This window comes from Mycolicibacterium stellerae (assembly GCF_003719305.1).
Lineage (GTDB): Bacteria > Actinomycetota > Actinomycetes > Mycobacteriales > Mycobacteriaceae > Mycobacterium > Mycobacterium stellerae.
This window is the reverse complement of sequence record NZ_RARC01000009.1, coordinates 106168-130892: the sequence shown is the minus strand read 5'-3', so window position 1 is coordinate 130892 and position 24725 is coordinate 106168. Positions and strand designations below refer to the sequence as shown.

Genomic DNA, 24725 nt, shown 5'->3' with positions numbered 1-24725 from the left:
CTACATCGCCGGCTGGTCGGCGATGTCCAGGCTGTTGACGGCGGACTTCTTGCGTCGCAACAGCACTCGGCGACTGCCGTCGGTGTACAGCCGCACGCGGGTCAGCTCCCAGCCGCGGTATTCCGCTTCGATCGACAACCTGGTGGACGCGCTGATACGGGTGAGGTCAGGCGGCAGGCGCAGCGGCACCCACTCGTATTCGTCTGACAGGTCGGCATCCCAGCCCGGCGGCATGAGGCCACGCTGAACTGACGTCACCGGCTCACTCCGGTGTCTTCTGTCATCGCGCGCCTCCGGCGTCGGTGATCACCTGCACCCCGGCTCCGGAACCCGACACCACATACAGGGTGCCAGACGCCTCGTCGTAGGCCAGGGAGTTCGGCTGCTGCACGGTTGGATAACGCACCTTCTCGACAGGTATTCCGGTGGCCAGATCGTAACCAATGACCATATTTGTGGTGGTCTGTGACACCCAGGTCAGCCGGGTCGACCCAGCCAGGCCGTAGGGCGCGTCCCGCACCGGGTAGCGCTGACGCAGCATCAGCGGGTCGGTGCCGAATACCAGCAGGGCGTCTCCACGGGTGTCGGCGACCAATACCCTGCCCGCCGGGTCGACAGCCAGCGTGGTGGCCCCTTCACCGGCGCGCAACGCGTGCTCGGCCTTGCTCCCACTCGCGTCGACGGTCGTCACCGAGGTCTGGCCGCGATCCAGTACCACGGCCGTATTCCCCTGTGCGACAAGAGCATCAACCCGAGCAAAGATCTTCAACTCTGCCCCGACGGCGGTGTCGGAGCTCAGCGTGTAGACGGCACCGTCGGCGCTGCCGAGAACCAGCCTGCCGTCGGCGCGGCGGGCGATCGCGGTGAATTCGGTGCCGTCCTGGCCCTCGACCGGCACCCGGTTCACCCGGCCCTGCGCGATATCGACCACAAAATACCCGCCCCGCGTCGACGCGTAGGCGTGGCCACTGTTGTCGCCGGTCATCGCCGTTGCCGCGGCGGGTAGGGACACGGCGCGGCCAAGACCCTTGGCAGGCAGCACGGTGACCACGGCGGGTCCGGCCTTATCGGGCCCGAGCACCACCAACGACGCCGTCGCGGGGTCGAACAGCACGGACTTCGCATGACCCGCGATCGGGCGAACGACCCCCGCGGGCGGCTTGTTCGTGGGAGGGGAAACCGCGGCCTCGGCGGGTGCGATCGTCGGCGGCGGCGCGTCGGTGGCGTCCGATGTGCACGCCGTCACACCACACCCGATAAAAACGAGCACACCACAACAAGCCACCTGACCTGCATGTTTGATACGTGTTAGCAACGGGTAGCTTTCGTGCGTGCGAAGTGGACAGCAGTCGAACAGCAAGTGTAGGCATGCCTGCCCGAGCGGTAGGGTTCGGTCATGAGCCTCGCGCCCAGCCCTGATTCGGCCGACAAAAGGGAAAAAGGGTTCGCCGTCGAAGACATTTCGACGGGTCTGCACGCCAGCGGTTTCGGTCAGCTGGGCGACGGGCGCAGTTTCTCCTTCCACGTCGAGCATCAGCAGCTGATCGTCGAGATCTACCGTCCCCGGCTCGCGGGGCCGGTTCCGCAGGCCGAGGACGTGGTGGCCGCCGCGACGCGCAAGGTCGGTGACATCGACCTGTTCGACGAACGCAGCCTCACCGCAGCAGTGCGGGACGCGTTGGCCGGCGCACAACCGGTGCCGCGCACAGCACGCTGACGAACCCGCACGGTACGGTCGTCGTCGTGATCGAGGCGCCGGCAATGTCATGGCTGCAAGTTGTCGTGCTGTCGATCCTGCAGGGGCTCACCGAGTTCCTGCCGGTGTCCTCGTCGGGGCATTTGGCGATCGCCTCGCGGGTGTTCTTCGCCGATGACGCGGGCGCATCGTTCACTGCGGTAACCCAACTGGGCACCGAGTTCGCGGTGCTGGTGTACTTCGCCCGCGATATCGTACGCATCGTCAAGGCCTGGGTCGGCGGCCTTTTCAACGCCGCCGCCCGCAACGCCGATTACCGCCTTGGCTGGTACGTCATCGTCGGCACCATCCCAATCGCCGTGTTGGGACTACTCTTCAAGGACGAAATCCGCACGGGGGCAAGGAATCTCTGGCTGATCGCGTCCGCCTTGGTGGTGTTCTCGGCGGTGATCGCGGCCGCCGAGCGATTCGGCCGGCAGACCCGCGATGTCGAGCAGCTCAGCTGGCGCGACAGCGTGACCGTCGGCCTTGCCCAGTGCCTGGCGCTGGTGCCGGGGGTTTCTCGGTCCGGCGCAACGATCAGCGCAGGCTTGTTTCTCGGGCAGAACCGCGAGTTGGCCGCCCGGTTCGGCTTTCTGCTGGCCATCCCCGCGGTGTTCGCATCGGGCCTGTTCTCGCTGCCCGACGCGTTTCATCCGGTGGGGGACGGGATGAGTGCAAGTGGCCCACAACTCCTGGTGGCCACCCTGATCGCGTTCGTCGTCGGCTTCGCGGCGGTGTCCTGGTTCCTGAAGTTCCTGGCGCACCACAGCATGTACTGGTTCGTCGGCTATCGCGTCGTTCTCGGCACGACGGTGCTGATCCTGCTCGGCACGGGGGTGGTGGCCGCGACGTGACAGTCATCCTGCTGCGGCACGGCCGCTCGACCTCCAACACCGCGCAGACGCTGGCGGGCCGCAGCGACGGCGTCGACCTCGACGAGAAGGGTCGGGAGCAGGCCAGGGCGCTGGTCGACCGGATCGGGTCGCTGCCGATCCGCGCGGTGGTGCGTTCACCACTGCTGCGATGCGCGAGCACCGTCGAACCGTTGGCCGCCGCCCTCGGCCTCGAGCCTGTCGTCGACGACCGCATCTCCGAGGTGGACTACGGCGAGTGGACCGGCCGCAAGATCGGCGACCTGGTCAAGGAGCCGCTGTGGGCGGTGGTGCAGCAGCAGCCCAGCGCCGCGGTCTTTCCCGGCGGCGAAGGCCTGGCACACGTGCAGGCCCGCGCGGTTGAGGCGGTGCGCGAGCACGATCGTCGCCTCGCCGAGGAGCACGGCGGCGACGTGCTGTGGATTGCCTGTACGCACGGCGACGTGATCAAGGCGATCGTGGCCGACGCACTGGGCACCCACCTCGACAGTTTCCAGCGGATCACCGCCGACACCGCGTCGATGAGTGTGATCCGTTACACAACACTGCGGCCCTTCGTGGTTCACGTGAACCACACCGGCGACCAACTGGCTTCGGGTTTGACCGCCAAACCGCCAGAAACCTCCGACAGCGAGGCGAAAGACGTGCCGCCGAGCGACGCGGTGGTGGGCGGCACGACCGACTGAGCGCGGTATTTTGGAGTAGCCATGGCTCGCGCAATCCACGTCTTCCGCACACCCGACCGTTTCGTGGCCGGGACCGTCGGGCAGCCCGGGAACCGCACCTTCTACCTGCAAGCGGTACACGATAAGCGGGTCGTCTCCGTGATATTGGAAAAGCAGCAGGTCGCAGTGCTGGCCGAACGGATCGCGGCGCTGCTGGTGGAGATCAACCGACGGTTCGGCACCCCGGTACCTCCGGAGGCCGACGTGGAGGACCTGAGCCCGCTGGTCACGCCCGTCGACGCCGAGTTCCGGGTCGGCACGATGGGCCTTGGCTGGGATTCAGAGGCGGAGACGGTGGTTGTGGAGCTGCTCGCGGTCTCTGAAACCGAGTTCGACGCCTCGGTCGTGCTCGACGACGCCGAGGACGGGCCCGATGCTGTGCGCGTGTTCCTCACCCCGGAGTCCGCGCGTCAGTTCGCGACGCGGTCCAACCGGGTCATCTCGGCAGGAAGGCCGCCCTGCCCGCTCTGCGACGAGCCCCTCGACCCGGAAGGCCACATCTGCGTGCGCACCAACGGCTATCGGCGGAGCCTGCTCGAGCCCGACGATGAACCCGACGCCTAGCGAAGAGGAGGCGTTGCGCGGCGGCGAACTCACCGTCATCGGACGAATCCGTTCCGCGAGCAACGCCACATTTCTCTGCGAGGCACACCTCGACGAACTGACGGTGCATTGCGTGTACAAGCCGATCGCCGGTGAGGCTCCGCTGTGGGACTTCCCCGACGGCACGCTGGCCGGCCGTGAGCTCGGTGCGTACCTGGTGTCGGCCGCCTCGGGCTGGGACATCGTGCCCTACACCATCATTCGCGATGGGCCTGCAGGCGCAGGAATGCTTCAGCTGTGGGTGGACCAACCCGGCGACACCGCGGACGTGAGGAGCGAAGCAGACGAGGTGGGCGAGAACCCCGAAGCCGGCCCCGATCTGGTGGATCTGCTTCCCGCGGGCCGGATTCCGCCAGGTTTCCTGCCGGTGCTACGCGCCTACGACTACGCGGGTGACGAGGTCACCCTGGTGCACGCAGACAACGTACGGCTGCGCCGGATGGCGGTGTTCGACGTGCTGATCAACAACGCCGACCGCAAGGGCGGGCACATCCTGTCCGCTGTCGACGGGCATGTCTATGGCGTCGACCACGGTGTGAGCCTGCACGTCGAGGACAAACTGCGCACCGTGCTGTGGGGATGGGCGGGTAAGCCCGTCGACGACGAGACGCTGGAGACAGTCGGCCGACTGCGCGACGACCTGCGTGGGACGCTCGGCGAGCAGTTGCGCGAGCACATCACTGGTCGCGAGGTCGATGCGTTGCGGCGCAGAGCGGTTGCGCTGCTGAACAATCCGGTGATGCCGTCACCGGACCGGCACCGCCCGATCCCGTGGCCGGCATTCTGAGCTAGACCGGCCCCGACGCGTTGTGCCGGTACTGCATCGCGCGGTATGGCCAGTTGGACTCGTCGGTGGTGTTCCAGTGGCTGACGACCAGATGCAGGTTGCGCAGCGTCGAGCCGGGAACGATGTAGCCGCCGTAGAGCTGGCTGAGTGCGCCGGTGGTGCACCCGTCGGGTGGGCTGCATCGAGGCGAAGGCCACGACGTGTTACGGAGCACCGTCGTCGTGTGCGCGGCCTGGAAATCGTCGGTCGGATGGTTGAGCACCTTGACCCGAATTGTTCCCGAGCTCGACTCGAAATAGCTGAACACCCAACGGTTCTGGACCCGGCGGAGGCTCATCTCGCCGACCGTGGTGCCCGCAGGTAGCAGCGGCATCGGGTCGTTGTTGAACCAACCGCCGGTCCACGGGTGCCATGCCGAGCGGTCCAGCAGGTCAGCGGCCTTCACCCGGTAGAGGTAGGCATTCTCGCAACGGTTGAATGCGCTCGCGATGACGTACACCGAGCCGGAGTCGGGGTCGTGCTCCCAGGTGATCAGCTGCTGACGACCGTCGATGTGGGAACCGAGCCGCCGGGCGTCCGGCCCTGCGTCATGCCAGGTTTCGCCGCGATCGTCGCTGTAGTTGATCTCGGTCCACAACACGTTGTGCAGTCCGCGGTTGACCATGGCGAACAGGTAGAGCCGGCCGTCGATCGTGATGGCGTCGGCGGGCAGCACCGTCGAGTACCCGCTGCCTTTCCACGGCGGTGCGTCGTGCTGGTAGTCCCACAGTTGGCGGGCGTAGTCACCGCCGACCGCATCGTCGAAGGTGATGCCGTCGTTCAGGCTGGGCAGCGAGGTGTCGTCGGACCGCAGCATCACCGGGCTGCGCCAGCCGGGGCCTCCAGCGCGGCACTCGTCGAATGTGTCGCCGAAGATGAACCCGGTGCTGCCGTCGGCGAGCGCGACGGCGATGCCGAGATCGGTGCCTCCGACGCCGAACTTCTCCGCAGAACTGCCGGGGCCGGTGAGGTCGGCGACCTTGACCGTCGGTGGTGCGACCTGCGCGGTCTTGATGCCCCGATCGGTCACCACCTCATTATTCGGCAATACTGCTCCTGTGACCCTCACCGACGCAGCGCTGGCCGCAGAGCTGGCCCGCGAAGCCGGTGAACTGCTTCTGGAGGTATGGCAGGAGGAGGGTTTGTGGGATCCGTATGACCTCGGCGACGCTGGGGACAAGCGGGCCAACACGCTGATCCTGGACGGGTTGGCGCGCCAGCGGCCTGCCGATGCCGTGCTGTCGGAGGAGGCCGTCGACGACCTGTCGCGGGTCGATGCCGACCGGGTGTGGATCGTCGACCCGCTCGACGGAACCTGGGAGTTCTCCACTCGGCGCAATGACTGGGCCGTGCACATCGCCCTCTGGCAGCGGACCGGAGCCGGCGGGTCACGTGGATCCGACGGCGGAATCACCGACGCGGCGGTGGCGCTGCCCGCGTTCGGCAAGGTCTTCCGCACAGACACCGTCAGCCCGCCCGCGCCGCGCGGCGAAGGGCCGATCCGGATCACGGCCAGCGCGAGCCGCCCGCCCGCGGTGCTGTGGCGGTTGGCCGACCAGATGGATGTCGAGCTGGTCCGGATCGGCTCGGCGGGCGCCAAGGCGATGGCGGTGGTGAGCGGCGAGGTCGACGCCTACCTACATGCGGGCGGCCAGTGGGAGTGGGATTCGGCCGCCCCTGCGGGGGTGGTCAGGGCGGCGGGTCTGCATGCGTCGCGGTTGGACGGTTCGCCGCTGATCTACAACCGCCGCGACCCGTATCTGCCCGACCTGTTGATGTGCCGTCTGGAGCTTGCCGAGGTGCTGCTGACCGGGATCCGGTCGGTCGTCAGAGGCCGCCAAGGACGAACCCCCTAGAGTCGAGGGCATGCAGTCGTGGCAGCCACCTAGCATCCCGATACTGCCCGGTCGTGGTCCACAGCTGCGGCTGTACGACACCGCAGACCGGCAGGTGCGACCGGTATCCGCGGGTGAGGAAGCCACCATGTACGTCTGCGGCATCACGCCGTATGACGCCACGCATCTCGGCCATGCCGCTACCTATCTGACATTCGATCTGGTGCACCGGCTGTGGCTCGACTCGGGTCACCGGGTGAACTATGTGCAGAACATCACCGACGTCGACGATCCGCTGTTCGAGCGGGCCAATCGCGACGGCATCGACTGGCGTGAACTCGCCGACCGGGAGACCGCGCTGTTCGCCGAGGACATGACCGCGTTGCGGATCCTTCCGCCGCATGCGTACGTCGCGGCGACGGAAGCCATCGGCGAGGTCGTCGAGTTGGTGGAGAAGATGCTCGCCTCGGGGGCGGCCTACGTCGTCGACGACGCCGAGTACCCCGACGTCTATTTCCGGGCCGACGCCACCACGCAGTTCGGCTACGAGTCCGGATACGACCGCGAGACCATGTTGCGGCTGTTCGGGGAGCGTGGCGGTGACCCCGACCGTGCGGGCAAGAGCGACGCCCTCGACGCGCTGCTGTGGCGGGCGCAGCGTTCCGGTGAGCCAAGCTGGCCGTCGCCGTTCGGCCCTGGCAGGCCGGGCTGGCATGTGGAATGCGCGGCCATCGCCCTTGACCGGATCGGCACCGGGCTGGACATCCAGGGCGGCGGCAGCGACCTGATCTTCCCCCATCACGAGTTCTCCGCCGCCCATGCCGAATGTGTAACGGGGGAGCGGCGATTCGCCCGACACTACGTGCACGCGGGGATGATCGGCTGGGGTGGCCACAAGATGAGCAAGAGCCGGGGAAACCTGGTGCTGGTCTCCCAATTGCGCGCCGACGGCGTCGAACCGGCGGCGATCCGGCTGGGACTGTTGGCCGGTCACTACCGCACAGACCGGTCGTGGAGTGACGCGGTGCTTGCCGATGCGGCTCTCCGGCTGCAGCGCTGGCGCGACGCGACGACATTGGCGGCCGGACCCGATGCAACCGATGTGGTTGCCCGGGTGCGCGGCTATCTGGCCGACGATCTCGACACTCCGAAAGCGCTTGCCGCGCTTGATGGTTGGAGCATCGATGCGCTCAGCTACGGTGGTCATGACAGCAAGGCGCCGCAAACGGTGGCCACAGCGGTCGATGCACTGCTCGGAATCAAGCTCTAGCGGACCCACGGAAAGGGAGTGCTCGATGAGCGGCGTGAACCAGAAGGTCGTGCTGATCACCGGCGCCGCCCGCGGCGTCGGCGCGGAAGTGGCCCGCCGCCTGCACGCCAACGGCGCCCAACTCGTGCTGACCGATGTCGACGAGGCCGCCCTGCGTGAGATCGGTAGCGACTTGGGTGAGGACCGGGTGCTCACGGCCGTCGCCGACGTCCGTGACCTTGCGGCCATGCAGGATGTGGCGTCCCGCGCCACCGACCGGTTCGGCGGCATCGACGTCGTGATGGCCAACGCCGGGATCTCGACCTACGGCTCGGTTCTCAAGGTCGACCCCGAAGCATTTCGAACTCTGGTCGACGTCAACATCGTCGGCGTCTTCAACACGGTCCGCGCCGCACTGCCCGCGGTCATCGACCGGCGCGGCTACGTGCTGATCGTGTCCTCCGCTGCGGCTTTCGCTGCGTCGCCTGGCCTCGCGCCGTATGGCGCCGCCAAGGCGGGAGTCGAACAGTTCGCCAACGCGTTGCGCCTCGAGGTCACCCATCTCGGCGTCGACGTGGGCTGCGCGCACATGCTGTGGATCGACACCCCGCTGGTGCAGGACGCCAAGTCGGACCTACCGAGCTTCCGCAGAATGCTCGGCGCGCTGCCGGGCCCGCTTGGCAAAACCACCTCGGTCGAGGCGTGCGGTGAGGCGTTGGTCAAGGGCATCGAAAAGCGCAAACGCTACGTCTACTGCCCCGAATACGTTGCGGTGCTGCGTTGGCTCAAGCCGTTGCTCGCCACCCGGCTCGGCGAGGCCCCGGTACTGAAGTCGGTTTCAACACTGTTGCCGCAGATGGATGCCGAGGTCGAGGCGCTGGGCCGGTCGTTGAGTGCACGCACCCAGGAAGTGCAGAAATGATGGTCCGCCTGCTCGCGGTGCTCAGCATGCTCGTGGTACTTGCCGGCTGCACGGCCAAGGAGGGAGACGAGGCGATGACGTCTGCGCCGCCGCCGGCTCCGGCTGCCGTCACCCCCGATCAGGCCCGCGCAATCGCGAAAGAGGTCTATATCTGGGGCTTTCCGATGGTCGACAACTACCGGGTGCAGTACGCCTACTTCGTTAACAAGCAGGATCCCGAGTACAAGGGCGGCTGGAACGAGATACACAACACCGCACGGGTGTACACGCCCGAGGACACCGCGATCCAGACGCCGAACTCGGACACCCCGTATTCGGCGGTCGGTGCCGACCTTCGCACGGAACCGCTTGTCCTGACGATTCCGCCGATCGAGCAGGACCGCTACTTCTCGCTGCAATTCATCGATGCCTACACCGCCAACTTTCATTACGTCGGCAGCCGCACCACGGGCAACGGGGGCGGAAAGTATCTGCTGGCCGGACCGAACTGGAAGGGTGACAAGCCCGAGGGGGTCAACGAGGTCATCCGGTCCGACACCGACCTGAACCTCGTGCTGTACCGCACCCAGCTGTTCGGACCGTCCGACCTCGACAAGGTGAAGGAAATCCAGGCGGGGTATCAGGTCACCCCGCTGTCGGTGTTTTTGAACCAGCCGCCGCCGGCTCCCGCGCCCGCGATCGACTTCGTTCCGCCCCTGACACCCGACCAGCAGAAGACGTCGCCCCAGTTCTTCGAAATCCTCGGCTTCGCAATGCGATACGCCCCTGTGCTACCCGACGAGAAGGAATTGCGGGACCGGTTCGCATCCATCGGAATCGGGCCCGACGGCGACTTCGACGCCGACAAGCTCAGTCCGGAGATGCGCAAGGCGGTCGAGGACGGCATCGCCGACGCGTGGACCGAGTTCGACGCCTTCAAGAAGGAAAAGCTCGACACCGATCAGGTCACCGCTGCGCAATTGTTCGGTACCTCGGCCGACTTGAAGGGCAACTACCTGTACCGGATGGCAGGCGCCGTGCTCGGCATCTACGGCAACACCGCCGCCGAGGCGCTCTATCCCTCGTCCTTCACCGACTCCACAGGCGCCCCGCTCACCGGCGCGAACAACTACGTGTACAAATTCGCGAAGGATCAGCTTCCTCCGGTGAATGCATTCTGGTCGTTGACGATGTATCAGTTGCCGCAGAGCCTGCTCGTCGCCAACCCGATCAACCGCTACCTGATCAACTCGCCGATGTTGACCAGCCTGGTTCCCGACAAGGACGGCGGGTACACCTTCTACCTGCAGAACGCGTCGCCTGGCGCGGACAAGGAGTCCAACTGGCTGCCCGCGCCGAAGGGCCCGTTCGTGGTGGTGCTCCGGCTCTACTGGCCGAAACCGGACGCGCTCAACGGAACCTGGAAGGCGCCCAAACCCGAGAAGGTCTAGAACACCGCACGCTCGCGCAGACTCTTAGCCTCTAAACCCCGGCCCGCGCCGACGTAGATAGCGCTCGAACTCGGCGGCCAGCGCGTCGCCGTCGATCTTGCCAAGCGCTTCTGTCATGTCCACCTCGGCGTCGCCGCGCTGCTCGAGGGAGGCCACGTACTCCGCGATTTCCTCGTCCTCGGCCGTCATCTCGGTGACCGCTTCCTCCCACTCTTCGGCCTGGGTCGGCAGGTCGGCGAGCGGCACCTCGATGTCGAGGACGTCCTCGACGCGGCGCAGAAGTGCGACGGTGGCCTTGGGATTGGGTGGCTGCGAGACGTAATGCGGTACCGCCGCCCAGAATGTGACCGCGGGAATGCCCGCGGCCACGCAGGCGTCCTGGAACACGCCTGCGATCCCGGTCGGGCCCTCGTAGCGGGTCTCCTCCAGCCCGAAGAACTTCGCCGAGTCGGGGGAGTAGGCGGCGCCCGACACCGGCACCGGCCGGGTGTGCGGCGTGTCGGCGAGCAATGCGCCGAGGATGACGACGGTGTCGACGTTGAGCTTGTCGGTGATGGCCAGAAGCTCGGCGCAGAATGTGCGCCATCTCATATTCGGCTCGACGCCGTGCATCAGCACGATGTCACGCTCGCTGCCCGGCGGGCGGCAATGCGAGATGTGCATCGACGGCCACACCAGCTCACGGGTCACGCCGTCGATCTGGCGAATCACCGGCCGGTTCACCTGGTAGTCGTAGTAGGCCTCATCGTCGATCTCGATGATCGGTTCGGCCTCCCAGATGGCGTCGAGGTGCTCCAGCGCGTCGCTGGCCGCGTCGCCGGCGTCGTTCCACCCCTCGAACGCCGCAACCACGATGGTGTTGCGGAGTTCGGGCAGGTCGGCGGGCTTGCGGCCGGTCGCATCCGACGGGGTCACTACGCCAGCCTAAGGCTTGAACGGGCTTGGCGAGCCCTACTGGACACGAGCCCGACTTGGTAGACCGACTACCCTGTTTATGTGACATTCGCGAACGACCATCCGTACGACCCGACCCTCGGCGACGTCAACAACGGTGAGGGCGCGGTCGATACGAAATACGTTCGCCTGCAATCTGGTTAACCTCTGGGGCACGACATTGCGGCTGACACTGCCGATAAGGTTCGCGAGCTGTCGCTCAAGTGCAATGAACTGGGCGTCCGGACGTCGATCGGGTGACGACGTAGACTTTCCTGGTCGAGAGGCGTTGCAACGGCTCCGGGTCGCTACCGGTAGCCGCCACGCTCGACGGAGTAAAGGACGCCTTCCGTTACGGAAGGAACGCACGTGAACGTCCTTGAGCCGAAGATCGGGGAGCCGAACATCCGCCCCGACTGCACCGATGAACTGACGGCTGCTCTGCGCCAGCGGATCATGGTGATCGACGGCGCGATGGGCACGGCGATCCAGCGGGACCGCCCCGACGAGGCCGGCTACCGCGGCGAACGGTTCAGCGAGTGGCCGACCGCTCTGCAAGGCAACAACGACCTGCTCAACCTGACCCAGCCGCAGATCATCGAGGGGATCCACCGCGAGTACCTCGAGGCGGGTGCCGACATCCTCGAGACCAACACGTTCAACGCGAACGCGGTGTCGCTCTCCGACTACGACATGCATGAGCTCGCATACGAGCTGAACTACGCCGGAGCCGCGCTTGCGCGGGCGGCCGCCGACGAGTTCAGCACTCCGGAGAAGCCCCGCTACGTGGCCGGCGCCCTCGGGCCGACGACGCGGACCGCGTCGATCTCGCCGGACGTCAACGACCCCGGAGCCCGCAACGTCTCCTACGACCAGCTGGTCGCCGCCTACCTCGATGCCGCCAACGGACTGGTCGATGGTGGTGCCGATCTCCTCATCATCGAGACGATTTTCGATTCGCTGAACGCCAAGGCGGCGGTGTTCGCCGTCGAGACGCTGTTCGAGGAGCGCGGACGCCGCTGGCCGTTGATCATCTCGGGCACCATCACCGATGCCTCGGGGCGGACGTTGTCCGGTCAGGTCACCGAAGCGTTCTGGAACGCGATCCGGCACGCGAAGCCGATCGCGGTCGGCCTCAACTGCGCCCTGGGCGCGCCGGAGATGAGGCCATACATCGCCGAGGTGGCGCGGATCGCGGACACCTTCGTGTCCTGCTACCCGAACGCCGGCCTGCCCAACGCCTTCGGCGAGTACGACGAGTCCCCGGAGGCTCAGGCCGGCTACATCGCCGAGTTCGCCGAGGCCGGCCTGGTCAACTTGGTCGGTGGTTGCTGCGGAACGGCGCCGCCGCACATCGCCGAGATCGCCAAGGTCGTCGAGGGCAAACCGCCGCGCGAGCTGCCGGAAATCCCGGTGGCCACCCGGCTCTCGGGCCTGGAACCGCTGAACATCACCGACGACTCCCTGTTCGTCAACATCGGTGAGCGAACCAACATCACCGGTTCCGCTCGGTTCCGCAACCTCATCAAGGCCGAGGACTACGACACCGCGCTGTCGGTCGCCCTGCAGCAGGTCGAGGTCGGTGCTCAGGTCATCGACATCAACATGGACGAGGGCATGATCGACGGCGTCGCCGCGATGGACCGGTTCACCAAGCTGATCGCCGCCGAGCCGGACATCAGCCGCGTCCCGGTGATGATCGACTCCTCGAAGTGGGAGGTCATCGAGGCGGGCCTGAAGAACGTGCAGGGCAAGCCGATCGTCAACTCGATCTCCATGAAGGAGGGCGAGGAGAAGTTCGTCCGCGAGGCTCGGCTGTGCCGCAAGTACGGCGCCGCCGTCGTCGTGATGGCCTTCGACGAACAGGGTCAGGCCGACAACCTGGAGCGCCGCAAGGAGATCTGCGGACGCGCCTACCGGATCCTGACCGACGAGGTCGGCTTCCCGGCCGAGGACATCATCTTCGACCCGAACTGCTTCGCGCTGGCGACCGGTATCGAGGAGCATGCGACGTACGGGATCGACTTCATCAAGGCCTGTGCCTGGATCAAGGAGAACCTTCCCGGGGTGCACATCTCCGGCGGTATCTCGAACGTGTCGTTCTCGTTCCGAGGCAACAACCCCGTCCGCGAGGCGATCCACGCGGTGTTCCTGTTCCACGCCATCAAGGCCGGCCTTGACATGGGCATCGTCAACGCGGGTGCGCTGGTGCCCTACGACTCGATCGACCCCGAGCTGCGGGACCGGATCGAGGACGTCGTCCTGAACCGGCGCGAGGACGCGGCCGAGCGGCTCCTGGAGATCGCCGAACGGTTCAATAGTTCCGAGAAGGCCGACGACCCGGTGGCAGCCGAGTGGCGCAACCTCCCGATCCGTGAGCGCATTACGCACGCCCTGGTCAAGGGGATCGACGCCAACGTCGATGCGGACACCGAGGAGTTGCGGGCCGAGATCGAGGCCGCAGGCGGTCGCCCGATCGAAGTCATCGAGGGCCCGCTGATGGACGGCATGAACGTCGTCGGTGACCTCTTCGGTTCGGGCAAGATGTTCCTGCCGCAGGTCGTGAAGTCGGCCCGGGTGATGAAGAAGGCCGTGGCGTACCTGCTGCCATTCATCGAGGCGGAGAAGGAACAGTCCGGTGCCGCCGCGAGCAAGGACACCAACGGCACGATCATCATGGCGACCGTCAAGGGTGACGTCCACGACATCGGCAAGAACATCGTCGGGGTCGTCCTGCAGTGCAACAACTACGAAGTGATCGACCTCGGTGTGATGGTGCCTGCCCAGAAGATCCTGGACGCGGCGAAGGAACACAACGCCGACATCATCGGGCTTTCCGGCCTGATCACCCCATCCCTGGACGAGATGGTCAACTTCGCCGTCGAGATGGAGCGTCAGGAGCTGGAGATCCCACTGCTGATCGGTGGCGCGACTACCTCGCGGGCTCACACGGCCGTAAAGGTGTCGCCGCGTCGTACCGGTCCGGTGGTCTGGGTCAAAGACGCTTCTCGCTCGGTGCCGGTGGCCGCCGCGCTCCTCGACGACAAGCAGCGGCCGGCCCTCCTCGAGGCCACCGAGAAGGATTACGCGTCACTGCGCGAACGGCACGCCCAGAAGAGTGAGCGGCCGATGCTGACGCTGGAGAAGGCCCGCGCCAACCGGACGCCGATCGAATGGGACGCCTACACACCGCCGGTGCCCGCCCAGGGGCTCGGCGTGCGGGAGTTCCTGGATTACGACGTCGCCGAGCTGCGCGAGTACATCGACTGGCAGCCGTTCTTCAACGCCTGGGAGATGAAGGGCAGGTTCCCCGACATCCTCAACAACCCGGTCTCGGGCGAGACGGCCCGCAAGCTGTACGACGACGCCCAGGAGATGCTCGACACCCTGATCAAGGAGAAGTGGCTGACCGCCAACGGCGTGATCGGGTTCTTCCCGGCCAACGCGGTCGGCGACGACATCGAGGTATACACCGACGAGACCCGTACCGAAGTGCTGACCACGTTGCACAACCTGCGCCAGCAGGGTGAGCACCGGGACGGTATCCCGAACCGGAGCCTCGGCGACTTCGTCGCGCCCAAGGACACCGGTCTGGCCGACTACGTCGGCGCGTTCGCCGTCACCACGGGGCTCGGCAGCGCAGCCTTGATCGCCGAGTTCAAGGCGGCCAACGATGACTACAACGCGATCCTGCTGGAATCGCTCGCCGACCGGCTGGCAGAGGCGTTCGCCGAACGGATGCACCAACGGGTCCGCAAGGAGTTCTGGGGATTCCAGCCCGACGAGCAGCTGGACAACGAGGCGCTCATCGGTGAGAAGTACGTGGGCATCCGCCCCGCCCCCGGCTACCCGGCCTGCCCGGAGCACACCGAGAAGGCGACGCTCTGGGAGTTGATGGACGTCCAGGAGCGGACCGGCATCGAGCTGACCGAGTCGATGGCGATGTGGCCCGGTGCCGCCGTCAGCGGCTGGTATTTCTCGCACCCGCAATCGCAGTACTTCGTGGTCGGCCGGTTGGCCCAGGACCAGGTCGCCGACTACGCGAGGCGCAAGGGCTGGACCCTGCAGGAAGCCGAGCGCTGGCTCGGCCCCAACCTAGGCTACAACCCGGAGGACTGAGCTGTGACGGCGTCGTTGCGCTCACCGAGCCGAAACACCATGCGGCCGAACGATTTCGGTTCACCTTCGGAGGCCAAGTACTTCAACGTCTAACCCACGCCGAACAGCGCGGCGTTCTGTCGCGCCCAGTCGGCGACCGACTGGGCGGGCACGCCGGTGAGCTCGGCAACCAGCTGATTGGCAGCCTGCGGCTTGTCGATGAAATCGGCAACGGTGTCGAGATACCAGGCGGCCTCGGCGCCCATCGCCGGTTGCAGTGCTTCGATCGCCTCATCCCGGTTGCACTGCTCGAACGCGACGTCGACGCCGATACCGACCCCGATCTGTTCGGCGATCTGTGCGCGGGTCAACGACTCCGGGCCGGTGATCGCATACATCCGGCCGTGATGAGACTGCTCCGGATTCATCAGCAGCGCCGCGGCGACCCTCGCGATGTCGTCCATCGAGATCGGTGCCTCCACCACACCCGGATACGGGTCGCGCACGGTCGCCGTGGTCTTGATCTGGTCGGCCCACAGGGCAAGGTTCTCCAGGAACTCGCCCGGCCCGAGTTGCGTATTAGCCAGGCCGGAGGAAGCGACGGCGTCGGCGTGGGCCTGCCAGTGTCCGACGCCGGACAGCGCAACGAGATAGGAGACGTCGGCCGCCCTGGCCAGTTCGAGTGTCAGGTCCAGCGTCTTGGGCAGCGGCGCGAGATACATTCGATCGACGCCGGCCAAAGCAGCCGAAATCGACTCGGGCCTGCCCAGGTACCCGATCACCGGGGTGACACCGGCGGGCAGGTTCGCCTTGACCGGATCGGTGGTCAATGCGCGGATGTCGTTGGCGCCCATGTCGATAAGGTGATCGACGATGCGCCTGCCGATGTTGCCGGTGGCCCCGGTCACAAGAATGGTCATGATTTCACGCTACGTGCCGCCCGTGACACAATCGCGGACGTGAAAGCGGTGCTGTGGGACATGGACGGCACCCTCGTCGACTCCGAAAAAGTGTGGGACGTGTCGTTGGCCGCCCTGTACGAGAAACTCGGCGGCGAACTGACGCCTGAGGTCAGGGCGTCGATGGTCGGCAGCGTCGCGGAGAACACCATGCGGATCGTCTACACAGACCTCGGGCTCGAACTCGATCCCGAGGCGATGGCCGAGTCCAGTCGCTGGCTCAACGACTACACCGCCGACCTGTTCGATGGCGGTTTGCCGTGGTGCGCGGGGGCGCACGAGTTACTGGAAGAGCTTGCCGCCGAAGGCACTCCGATGGCGCTGGTGACCAACACACAGCGCGAGCTGACCGAGCGTGCGCTCAACGGCATCGGCCGAATTTATTTCGCGGCCACGGTCTGCGGCGACGAGGTCGTCAACGGCAAGCCCGCTCCGGACCCGTATCTGCGGGCCGCCGAGTTGCTGGGAATGGCGCCGCGGCAGTGCCTGGCAGTCGAGGACTCGGTGACGGGGACAGCGGCGGCCGAGGGCGCGGGGTGCCCCGTCCTTGTGGTGCCGAACGACGTCGAAGTGCCCCGCGGGATGGGGCGAACTCACTTGAGTTCGCTGAGCGGGGTGGACGCCGCCGCGCTGCGACGTATCCATGCCGCCCTCGTCGGCGGCGCAGGAGAACGCTCGGCCTAAGTTCACCCCGCAGCGCACCTGCCAGTGGTAAGACAGGGGTACTCATGTGACCTGGGTCACGCAACGCTGCGAAAGGGACGCCCATGGCAGGCTCCAACACCCCCGCCGGGGATGAATCCTCACTACCGATCGCCGACGATGACTTCTCGTCGGGCGGCACTGCCGTCCGAATCGCTTCTGTCGCCGCGCTCGGCGGCCTGCTGTTCGGTTACGACAGCGCGGTGATCAACGGTGCGGTCGACTCGATCCAAGAGGATTTCGGCATCGGCAACGCCGAACTCGGTTTCGCCGTCGCCTCAGCGCTCTTGGGTGCGGCAGCGGGGGCGATGACGGCAGGCTGGATCGCCGACAAGATCGGCCGCATCGCGGTCATGAAGATCGCCGCAGTGCTGTTCCTCATCAGCGCATTCGGCACCGGCTTCGCGCACGAGGTCTGGACGGTGGTGCTGTTCCGCATCGTCGGCGGCATCGGCGTCGGCGTGGCGTCGGTGATCGCCCCTGCCTACATCGCCGAAACTTCACCTCCGCGGATCCGCGGCCGACTCGGTTCGTTGCAGCAGCTGGCGATCGTGTCCGGCATCTTCCTGTCGTTCGCCATCAACTATCTGCTGCAACGGCTGGCGGGTGGACCCAACGAAGTTCTGTGGTTCGGTCTCGACGCCTGGCGTTGGATGTTCCTCGCGATGGCGCTGCCGGCCATCCTCTACGGGGTCCTGGCCTTCACCATTCCCGAATCTCCGCGGTATCTGGTTGCCAGTCACAAGATTCCGGAGGCGCGGCGGGTACTCAACATGCTGCTGGGCGAGAAGAACCTCGAGATCACCATCGACCGGATCAAGGAGTCTCTGGAACGCGAGGACAAGCCGTCCCTGCGCGATCTGAAGAAGCCGACCGGCGGGATCTACGGCATCGTGTGGGTCGGCCTCGGGCTGTCGATCTTCCAGCAGTTCGTCGGCATCAACGTGATCTTCTACTACTCCAACGTGCTGTGGCAGGCAGTCGGATACAGCGCCGACGTTGCGGCCATCAACACCGTGATCACCTCGGTGATCAACGTGTTGACCACGCTGATCGCGATCGCCTTCATCGACAAGATCGGGCGCAAGCCGCTGCTGCTCATCGGGTCCTCGGGCATGGCCGTCACGCTCATCACCATGTCGGTCATCTTCGCCAACGCAACGCTCAACGCCGAAGGCCAGCCGACCCTGCCTGGGGTGTCCGGCTGGATCGCACTGATCGCGGCGAACCTGTTCGTCGTCGCGTTCGGCATGTCCTGGGGCCCGGTGGTCTGGGTATTGCTCGGCGAGATGTTCCCGAACCGCATCCGGGCCGCCGCGCTGGGCCTGGCCGCGGCCGGCCAGTGGGTGGCCAACTGGCTGATCACCGTCACGTTCCCCGGCCTGCGTGATCACCTTGGCCTCGCATACGGCTTCTACGGGCTGTGTGCGGTGCTTTCGGGTCTGTTCGTGTGGCGGTGGGTCATGGAGACCAAGGGCGTTTCACTGGAGGACATGCACGGCGAGATCCTGCACCAAACGTCGCCCAAGGCGTCCACCTGAGGGTAGGGACCGTGGCGAAACCGCCGTGACTTTGCTCGCGGCGCCGTGACACAATCGCGTCCCGTGAAGACCTTCGATGCGCTGTTCGCCGAGCTCAGCGAGAAAGCGCGCACCCGGCCGGACGGCAGCGGCACGGTCGCCGCGCTGGACGGCGGCGTGCACGGGCTGGGCAAGAAGATCATCGAGGAGGCCGGCGAGGTGTGGCTGGCGGCCGAGCACGAGGGTGACGACGCGCTCGCCGAGGAGATCAGCCAGTTGCTGTACTGGACGCAGGTGCTGATGATCTCTCGTGGTCTTTCCCTCGACGACGTCTACCAGAAGCTGTGAACGGCATGCTGCGGGTCGCTGTGCCCAACAAGGGCACGCTGAGCGAGCCGGCCGCCGAGATCCTGTCGGAGGCCGGTTACCGCCGACGGTCCGATCAGAAAGATCTGACGGTCGTCGATCCGATCAACAATGTCGAGTTCTTCTTCCTGCGCCCCAAGGACATTGCGATCTATGTCGGATCGGGGCAACTGGACCTCGGCATCACAGGCCGCGACCTGGCCGCCGAATCCGACGCTCCCGTCCGCGAGCGGCTGGCTCTTGGTTTTGGTTCGTCCACGTTCCGGTACGCCGCCCCCGCCGGCCGCGACTGGACCATAGCCGACCTCGCTGGCAAGCGAATCGCCACCGCGTTTCCCCACCTTGTTCGAAAAGATCTGGCGGCCAACGGGATCGAGGCGACCGTCATCCGCCTCGACGGCGCCGTGGAGATCTCTGTCGCGCTCGGTGTGGCCGACGCCATCGCCGATGTGGTCGGCTCCGGCCGTACGCTTGGCCTGCACGGCCTGGTCGCCTTCGGCGAGCCGTTGTGCGATTCGGAGGCAGTGCTGATCGAACGCACCGACCCCGGCGACAACAACGCCGCGGTCCGTGAGCAGTTGGCCGCACGCGTGCAGGGTGTGGTGTTCGGCCAGCAGTACCTGATGTTGGACTACGACTGCCCGCGCACCGTGCTGGAGGCGGCCACCGCGGTCACTCCCGGCCTTGAGTCGCCGACCATCGCACCGCTCGCCGATCCGGCTTGGGTGGCGGTGCGCGCACTTGTTCCGCGCCGCGACGTCAACGCGATCATGGACGAGCTGGCAGGCATCGGCGCCAAGGCAATACTGGCCTCCGACATCAGGTTCTGCCGCTTCTGACTAAGCCCGGCCATGCCCCGGCCTGCGTGTTAGCGTCCGGGTGACATTTTCACCGGTCCGGAGGTTCGCATGACGTATTTCCTGGTTCTGCTGCTGGCTCTGCTGCTCGGTGTGGTGGCCGGTCTGCGCGCGCTGACCGCGCCCGCGGTGGTGGCATGGGCGGGCGCTCTCGGCTGGATTGTCCTCGACGGCACCTGGGCACATTGGGTGGCGCACCCGATCACGGTGACGGTGTTGACCATCCTTGCGCTCGGCGAGTTGGTCACCGACCAATTGCCGAGCACACCGAGCCGACGGGTGCCTCAGCAGTTCGGAGCACGGCTGTTCACCGGCGCGTTCGCCGGCGCAGTCCTTGCCACAGGCGCCGTTCTGAACCCGACGGCGTGGGTCGTGGTCGGCGCCGTCGGTGCGGCGCTGATCGGCGCCGTCATCGGCACCCTCGGCGGTGCCGAAGCGCGCCAGCGGCTGGTGGCGCGCACCGGCGGACGCGATCTGCCGGTCGCGCTCGTCGAGGATGCCATCGCGATCGTCGGCGGTTTCGCAGTTGTCGCACTGGCATCGGTCATCTGAATGGCAACCACGCCACAGAAATTCGATGTGGTCATCGTCGGTGCCGGCCAGGCGGGCCCGCCACTGGCGGGCAGGCTGACCGCCGCGGGACACACGGTTGCGGTGATCGAACGCAAACTCGTCGGCGGCACCTGCGTGAACTCCGGCTGTATCCCGACGAAAACACTCGTCGCGAGCGCCCACGCGGCCCAAACCGCTCGGCGCGGTGCTGAATACGGCATCGGCACAGGCGATGTCAGCGTGGACATGACGAAGGTCAAGGCGCGCAAGGACAAGATCATGACTGACGACCGGGCCGGCGTCGAGTCGTGGCTCGAGGGGATGGACAACTGCACGCTGATCCGCGGGCATGCGCGTTTCACCGATCCGCACACCATTGCGGTCGACGGCCAGGTTCTGCAGGCGGGCAAGATCTTCCTGAACGTCGGCGGCCGTGCGGTGGTGCCGGATATGCCGGGGCTTTCTGACATCGACTACATGACCAACGTCGGAATCCTCGATCTGGACACGCTGCCGGAACATCTCGTCATCATCGGTGGCAGCTATATCGCGCTAGAGTTTGCGCAGATGTACCGGCGTTTCGGCGCCAAAGTCACCGTCATCGAAAAGGGTCCGCGGTTGACATCGCGCGAGGACGAAGACGTATCGGCCGCCATCAAGGAGATCCTCGAGAAGGAGGGCATCGCTATCGAGTTCGATGCGACTGCCATCTCGTTTCGCAAGCGGGACAACGGTTTCGAGGTGACGCCGCGCGAGGGCGCCGATCCCATCGCCGGCTCCCACCTGCTGATCGCGATCGGGCGACGGCCCAACACCGACGATCTCGGTCTGGAGAACGCCGGGGTGGAGACCGATTCGCGCGGCAATATCGTCGTCGACGACCAGTGCCGGACGAACGTCGAGCACATCTGGGCGATGGGCGACTGCAACGGCAAGGGGGCGTTCACCCACACTTCGTACAACGACTTCGAGATCGTGGCCGCCAACCTGCTCGACAACGACCCGCGGCGGATCAGCGACCGTGTGCCCACCTACGCGCTCTACATCGACCCGCCACTCGGCCGCGCCGGTCTGACCGTCGACCAGGTGCGCGCGTCAGGCCGAAAAGCGTTGGTGGGCAAGCGACCGATGACACGGGTCGGGCGCGCCGTCGAAAAGGGCGAGACGCAGGGCTTCATGAAGGTGGTCGTCGACGCCGAGACCAACGAGATTCTCGGGGCCGCGATCCTTGGCGTCGGCGGAGACGAGGTGATCCACTCCATCCTCGACATCATGTCGGCGAAGGACCCCTACACCTCGATCTCCCGAACGATGCACATCCACCCGACGGTCAGCGAGCTGGTGCCCACGATGCTGCAGGAGATGCAACCGCTCGACCCAGGTTGAGCTGCCGAGTGACCATCGCGACGCGCCGACCGAGGTGGCGGCAGGTCGCGACATCGGAGGGATGCACCCGATCCGGGCCGGCGTCGACATCGGTCTGCGCCCCTGCGCCGAGGAAGAAACTCAGCCTGTTGAGGTCATTCTCGCTGCCTGCCGAGGAGTTCCAGCCAGCACCCAATCCCAGGCTCACCCAATGCATGTGGTGCTGGGCGGCGAACACGGCCAGCGATGTCAGCGTATGCATCTTGTCGCCGGCCTTTCCGCCGGAGTTCGTAAAGCCTGCCGACACCTTGTCGCGCCAGGTGCCGTTCTGACACCGTCGTCCGGTCTGTTCGGCGAACGCCTGGAATGCCGCCGATACGTTGCCCATGTACGTCGCACTGCCGAACACGATTGCGTCGGCGCCGTCGAGGGTGTCCCAGTCGTCGTCGGTCATCGTGTCGACGGCGATGACCGTGACATGTGCGCCGCCATCCCGTGCGCCTGCGGCGACGGCGTCGGCCAGCATCGCCGTGTGGCCGAAGCCCGAGTGGTAGGCGATGGCGAGCGCGGGCGCCGCGATATGAGATCCGTTGACTGTCATTGTTTCTGCTCCTCACGTGCCTGATGTGCTCTAACGATTTCTTGGCGCCTGATCGCCCAGTCGGGTAGCTCGTCGCCTGCAAGGTAGGCCTCCAGACGGTCGAGGAACGCGTGCGTTCCGGCCCGGAAACCGGTCGCGTTCCTTGGGCCGAGCCCACGATGGATGAAGCGCAACAAGGTTCCTTCGCCGTCTGCATGCAGTTCGTAGCGCACTACGCTGTCTTCGACGATGGCCTGCGTCCACTCGTGTTCGAGCACGCGCGGGGGATCCCACACCAGGATGCGACCGGTCATCCGCTTCTTCTCGACGGGCAACGGCGGACCCGTGGCGACCATGTCGATGGTGCCGCCCTCGCGGGCGTCGATGGATGTCTCGCCGAACCATTGCGCGCGCTCGTCGGGATCGGTGATCGCCGACCACACCACCTCGACTGGGTAGGGGAGTCGCCGCTCGAAGGTCAACACCGCGCGGTCGCCCGAGACGCTCAGTCGTCCTTCGCGCCCGGTCATTTCGCGTCCCGCTGCTTGGATTCCAGGTGGCGCTCCAGCGCGTCGAGATGATCGGCCCAGTAGCGCCGGTATCGGTCGATCCACTCGTCGATCTCGACAAGCCCGTCGGCGCGCAGCGCGTATATCCGGCGTTGGGCGTCCGGCCGCACCTCGACCAGCCCGACTTCGCGGAGCACCCGCAGGTGGCGGGACACCGTCGGCTGGGTCAGCCCCGGCAACGTGGCGACGAGTTCGCCCGCCGTTCGCTCGCCTCGGGTGAGCGCGTCGAGCAGGGCGCGCCTGCTGGGCTCGGCGACGGCCTCGAATACGTCCATGAGCCGAGTATTGCACTTTGTCTATATAGACGCAAGACTATATAGACAAAGTGCGCCGCTGAACGAACAGTGTCTGCGCACAGGTCCCGATGAACCCCTGCCGGTCGAAGATCTCGGCGGTGGTGGCGCCGATGCCGTCGGGTCCGATCGAGCCGCAGGCCCGCAGCGCGAAGTCGTTTCCGACGGGCACCCGGTGCAGGTGCATGGCGGTGTCGGTGTTCATGAAGACGAAGGCTGCGGGATCGAGTGCCGCGCCTGCGCCGTTGGCGCAGTCCACCACCAGTGCGAGCCGTTGCATCGGAGTCATGTCCTCGGTATCCACCAGGTGTGCGAGCGGACTCATCCACACCACCGCCGACCCGTTGTCGAGCTCGCGTTGCCTGCGCCAACTGACCACCTCCAGGTAGCCGGTTGCGCCCTCCCAGCTGTGCGGCACCGGATCCGCATCGCCTTCGGTCAGTGGCGGAAAGCGGTCGGCGGCGACGTCGGCGGTGTCGCTGGTGGCCAGTAGCCAGGCCGAAGCGCGGGCGACCGCGCGCTCGGAACCGCCGGGACCCGAGGCCACCATCTCGGCCGCCAGCAGGGTGATGCGGCTGCCCGGACGTTGCACCCAGGCCCGAACCCGGACCGGCGCGACGGGGATCGCGCCGAGTATGTCCATCGACACCCGGCCGATGCGCATCGGGGCGTCACCGGCGAGCTCCTCGATCAGCTTCGTCATCAGAGCCAGCGGCGGCGAACCGTGTTGGATCTCGGGATCCCAGTTGCTTCTGGTGTAGTCGGTGGACTCGAAGCGCTGCGCTTCGCCGTCGGCGCCGAGCCGACGGTAGTGAGGGCCGCTCACGCAGCGGGCTCCGCGGAGTACAGCACCACGTCATCACCGGGTTCGTCGCCTTCGGTGGGGTGTTCCGGCCAGCCCGGGTACGGCGGTGGCGTCCCGCCGAACACCGGGCAGTGTGCGTGGTGGGCGCACCAGTCGCACATCCGTGACGGATGCGGCCGGAAATCGCCTGTGGCACCGGCAGATTGAATGGCCCGCCAGATCGCGATCAACGTTTTCTCGAACCGCTCCAGCTCATCGAGGTCGGGGGAGTAGTCGAGCACCTGGCCGTCGGCGAGATACAGCAGCCGTAGCCGCGCGGGTAGCACGCCGCGCGACCGCAGCAGTGCGACGGCGTAGAACTTCATCTGGAACATCGCCTTGAACTCGGCCAGCGCCCGCGCCTCCGGCGGCGCCTTGCCGGTCTTGTAGTCGACGACCCGCATCTCACCCGTTGGGGCGACATCGATCCGGTCGACGAAACCGCGAAGCAGGGTGCCGTCGGCGAGCTCCACCTCGACGCGTTGCTCGCAGCTTTGCGGGTCGAACCGCGTCGGGTCCTCCAGCCGGTAGTAGCCGGACAGCAGTGTCCTGGCTTCCTCGAGCAGCTCCGCCCGGACAGCGGGATCAATGTCGTCGGCGACATCGGGCTGGGCGGCGACGATGCGGTCCCACGCGGGGCCGACCAGGGAGCGCGCGGTCGCGGGGACACGATCCGGCGCAGGCAGCGCGTAGAGCTGCTCGAGAGCGGCGTGCACCACCGACCCGCGCAGCTGTGCGGTCGAATGCGGTTCGGGCAGCCGGTCGATGGCGCGGAACCGGTAGAGCAGCGGGCACTGCTTGAAGTCGCTGGCCCGCGAAGGTGACAGCGCGGGCCTTCGATGCTCCGTTGGCTGAGACGGGACCTCTTGCTGGTCCATAACGGGCAG

26 protein-coding genes are annotated in these 24725 nt (G+C 66.4%); 16 read left to right on the top strand and 10 right to left on the bottom strand.

What is annotated here, in order from left to right; genetic code table 11:
• Together D6M19_RS14015 and D6M19_RS14010 are read right to left on the bottom strand one after the other, a co-directional pair.
• Entirely contained in the window at positions 1 to 258 is a 258-nt protein-coding gene (locus D6M19_RS14015) for a DUF5703 family protein (protein ID WP_123025825.1), read from the bottom strand.
• A gap of 22 nt (positions 259 to 280) precedes the next feature.
• Positions 281 to 1315: a YncE family protein gene (locus D6M19_RS14010; protein ID WP_407665338.1), complete on the bottom strand. Its 1035-nt coding sequence runs from the start codon at positions 1313 to 1315 to the stop codon at positions 281 to 283.
• Between the two features lie 81 nt (positions 1316 to 1396).
• On the opposite strand from D6M19_RS14010, the gene D6M19_RS14005 reads away from it, so the two are divergent.
• Genes D6M19_RS14005 through D6M19_RS13985 form a run of 5 tightly spaced genes read left to right on the top strand, consistent with a single transcriptional unit; the run spans position 1397 to position 4725 of the window.
• Positions 1397 to 1717 carry a hypothetical protein gene (locus D6M19_RS14005; protein WP_123025823.1) on the top strand — a complete coding sequence of 107 codons (321 nt, stop codon included), beginning with the start codon at positions 1397 to 1399 and terminating at the stop codon, positions 1715 to 1717.
• Positions 1718 to 1761: 44 nt separating this feature from the next.
• Entirely contained in the window at positions 1762 to 2592 is an 831-nt protein-coding gene (locus D6M19_RS14000; RefSeq protein ID WP_123025904.1) for an undecaprenyl-diphosphate phosphatase, read from the top strand.
• Positions 2589 to 3296 carry a histidine phosphatase family protein gene (locus tag D6M19_RS13995; RefSeq protein WP_123025822.1) on the top strand — a complete coding sequence of 236 codons (708 nt, stop codon included), beginning with the start codon at positions 2589 to 2591 and terminating at the stop codon, positions 3294 to 3296. Before D6M19_RS14000 ends, D6M19_RS13995 begins: the two co-directional genes overlap by 4 nt.
• A gap of 21 nt (positions 3297 to 3317) precedes the next feature.
• A complete protein-coding gene (locus tag D6M19_RS13990) occupies positions 3318 to 3899 on the top strand; it encodes an Rv2134c family protein (RefSeq protein ID WP_123025821.1) in 582 nt (193 codons plus the stop codon).
• Complete coding sequence (locus D6M19_RS13985) at positions 3883 to 4725, top strand: Rv2133c family protein (RefSeq protein WP_123025820.1); 843 nt, start codon at positions 3883 to 3885, stop codon at positions 4723 to 4725. Before D6M19_RS13990 ends, D6M19_RS13985 begins: the two co-directional genes overlap by 17 nt.
• 1 nt (position 4726) lies before the next feature.
• Here the strand turns inward: D6M19_RS13985 and D6M19_RS13980 are convergent, their stop codons facing one another.
• Positions 4727 to 5794: a glycoside hydrolase family 183 protein gene (locus D6M19_RS13980; RefSeq protein WP_164478482.1), complete on the bottom strand. Its 1068-nt coding sequence runs from the start codon at positions 5792 to 5794 to the stop codon at positions 4727 to 4729.
• 28 nt (positions 5795 to 5822) lie between these two features.
• On the opposite strand from D6M19_RS13980, the gene D6M19_RS13975 reads away from it, so the two are divergent.
• From D6M19_RS13975 to D6M19_RS13960, 4 genes are read left to right on the top strand one after another with little or no spacing between them, the layout of a single operon-like run.
• Positions 5823 to 6620, top strand: coding sequence for a 3'(2'),5'-bisphosphate nucleotidase CysQ (locus D6M19_RS13975; protein WP_123025903.1), 798 nt, complete (start codon positions 5823 to 5825; stop codon positions 6618 to 6620).
• A 10-nt stretch (positions 6621 to 6630) separates the two neighbouring features.
• Positions 6631 to 7869, top strand: a complete 1239-nt coding sequence (gene mshC / locus D6M19_RS13970) for a cysteine--1-D-myo-inosityl 2-amino-2-deoxy-alpha-D-glucopyranoside ligase (RefSeq protein ID WP_123025818.1) — start codon at positions 6631 to 6633, stop codon at positions 7867 to 7869.
• 25 nt (positions 7870 to 7894) lie between these two features.
• Positions 7895 to 8770, top strand: coding sequence for an SDR family oxidoreductase (locus D6M19_RS13965; RefSeq protein WP_123025817.1), 876 nt, complete (start codon positions 7895 to 7897; stop codon positions 8768 to 8770).
• The gene (locus tag D6M19_RS13960; RefSeq protein WP_123025816.1) at positions 8767 to 10200 is read left to right on the top strand and encodes a DUF1254 domain-containing protein; all 1434 of its coding nucleotides are present in this window, start codon (positions 8767 to 8769) and stop codon (positions 10198 to 10200) included. Before D6M19_RS13965 ends, D6M19_RS13960 begins: the two co-directional genes overlap by 4 nt.
• A 24-nt stretch (positions 10201 to 10224) precedes the next feature.
• On the opposite strand, the gene D6M19_RS13955 is transcribed toward D6M19_RS13960, so the two are convergent.
• A complete protein-coding gene (locus D6M19_RS13955) occupies positions 10225 to 11115 on the bottom strand; it encodes a PAC2 family protein (protein WP_123025815.1) in 891 nt (296 codons plus the stop codon).
• Positions 11116 to 11589: 474 nt separating this feature from the next.
• On the opposite strand from D6M19_RS13955, the gene metH reads away from it, so the two are divergent.
• Positions 11590 to 15252, top strand: a complete 3663-nt coding sequence (metH, locus tag D6M19_RS13950) for a methionine synthase (RefSeq protein ID WP_234834853.1) — start codon at positions 11590 to 11592, stop codon at positions 15250 to 15252.
• Positions 15253 to 15341: 89 nt separating this feature from the next.
• Here metH and D6M19_RS13945 read toward each other — a convergent pair whose 3' ends face one another.
• Positions 15342 to 16151 carry an SDR family oxidoreductase gene (locus tag D6M19_RS13945; protein ID WP_123025813.1) on the bottom strand — a complete coding sequence of 270 codons (810 nt, stop codon included), beginning with the start codon at positions 16149 to 16151 and terminating at the stop codon, positions 15342 to 15344.
• 39 nt (positions 16152 to 16190) lie between these two features.
• Between D6M19_RS13945 and D6M19_RS13940 the strand changes: the two genes are divergently transcribed.
• The 6 genes from D6M19_RS13940 to D6M19_RS13915 all read left to right on the top strand — a co-directional run bounded on the left by D6M19_RS13940 (position 16191) and on the right by D6M19_RS13915 (position 21573).
• On the top strand, positions 16191 to 16874 hold the full coding sequence (locus D6M19_RS13940) for an HAD family hydrolase (protein ID WP_123025812.1): 684 nt from the start codon (positions 16191 to 16193) through the stop codon (positions 16872 to 16874).
• 83 nt (positions 16875 to 16957) lie between these two features.
• Positions 16958 to 18433, top strand: a complete 1476-nt coding sequence (locus D6M19_RS13935) for a sugar porter family MFS transporter (RefSeq protein WP_123025811.1) — start codon at positions 16958 to 16960, stop codon at positions 18431 to 18433.
• A 45-nt stretch (positions 18434 to 18478) separates the two neighbouring features.
• Positions 18479 to 18760 carry a phosphoribosyl-ATP diphosphatase gene (locus D6M19_RS13930; RefSeq protein WP_123025810.1) on the top strand — a complete coding sequence of 94 codons (282 nt, stop codon included), beginning with the start codon at positions 18479 to 18481 and terminating at the stop codon, positions 18758 to 18760.
• A gap of 5 nt (positions 18761 to 18765) precedes the next feature.
• Positions 18766 to 19617, top strand: coding sequence for an ATP phosphoribosyltransferase (gene hisG, locus D6M19_RS13925; protein WP_123025902.1), 852 nt, complete (start codon positions 18766 to 18768; stop codon positions 19615 to 19617).
• Between the two features lie 69 nt (positions 19618 to 19686).
• The gene (locus D6M19_RS13920) at positions 19687 to 20187 is read left to right on the top strand and encodes a DUF4126 family protein (RefSeq protein WP_123025809.1); all 501 of its coding nucleotides are present in this window, start codon (positions 19687 to 19689) and stop codon (positions 20185 to 20187) included.
• Positions 20188 to 21573 carry an FAD-containing oxidoreductase gene (locus D6M19_RS13915; protein WP_123025808.1) on the top strand — a complete coding sequence of 462 codons (1386 nt, stop codon included), beginning with the start codon at positions 20188 to 20190 and terminating at the stop codon, positions 21571 to 21573. It abuts the gene before it with no gap.
• On the opposite strand, the gene D6M19_RS13910 is transcribed toward D6M19_RS13915, so the two are convergent.
• Genes D6M19_RS13910 through D6M19_RS13890 form a run of 5 tightly spaced genes read right to left on the bottom strand, consistent with a single transcriptional unit; the run spans position 21518 to position 24716 of the window.
• Complete coding sequence (locus D6M19_RS13910; RefSeq protein WP_206428523.1) at positions 21518 to 22153, bottom strand: flavodoxin family protein; 636 nt, start codon at positions 22151 to 22153, stop codon at positions 21518 to 21520. The genes D6M19_RS13915 and D6M19_RS13910 overlap by 56 nt on opposite strands.
• Positions 22150 to 22662, bottom strand: a complete 513-nt coding sequence (locus D6M19_RS13905; protein WP_123025807.1) for an SRPBCC family protein — start codon at positions 22660 to 22662, stop codon at positions 22150 to 22152. The genes D6M19_RS13910 and D6M19_RS13905 overlap by 4 nt, the downstream gene beginning before the upstream one ends.
• On the bottom strand, positions 22659 to 22976 hold the full coding sequence (locus tag D6M19_RS13900; protein ID WP_123025806.1) for an ArsR/SmtB family transcription factor: 318 nt from the start codon (positions 22974 to 22976) through the stop codon (positions 22659 to 22661). The genes D6M19_RS13905 and D6M19_RS13900 overlap by 4 nt, the downstream gene beginning before the upstream one ends.
• 37 nt (positions 22977 to 23013) lie before the next feature.
• Complete coding sequence (locus D6M19_RS13895; protein ID WP_123025805.1) at positions 23014 to 23820, bottom strand: thioesterase family protein; 807 nt, start codon at positions 23818 to 23820, stop codon at positions 23014 to 23016.
• Positions 23817 to 24716 (bottom strand): RecB family exonuclease, encoded by a 900-nt coding sequence (locus D6M19_RS13890; RefSeq protein ID WP_123025804.1) that lies wholly within the window; start codon positions 24714 to 24716, stop codon positions 23817 to 23819. Before D6M19_RS13890 ends, D6M19_RS13895 begins: the two co-directional genes overlap by 4 nt.
• Positions 24717 to 24725: the final 9 nt, after the last annotated feature.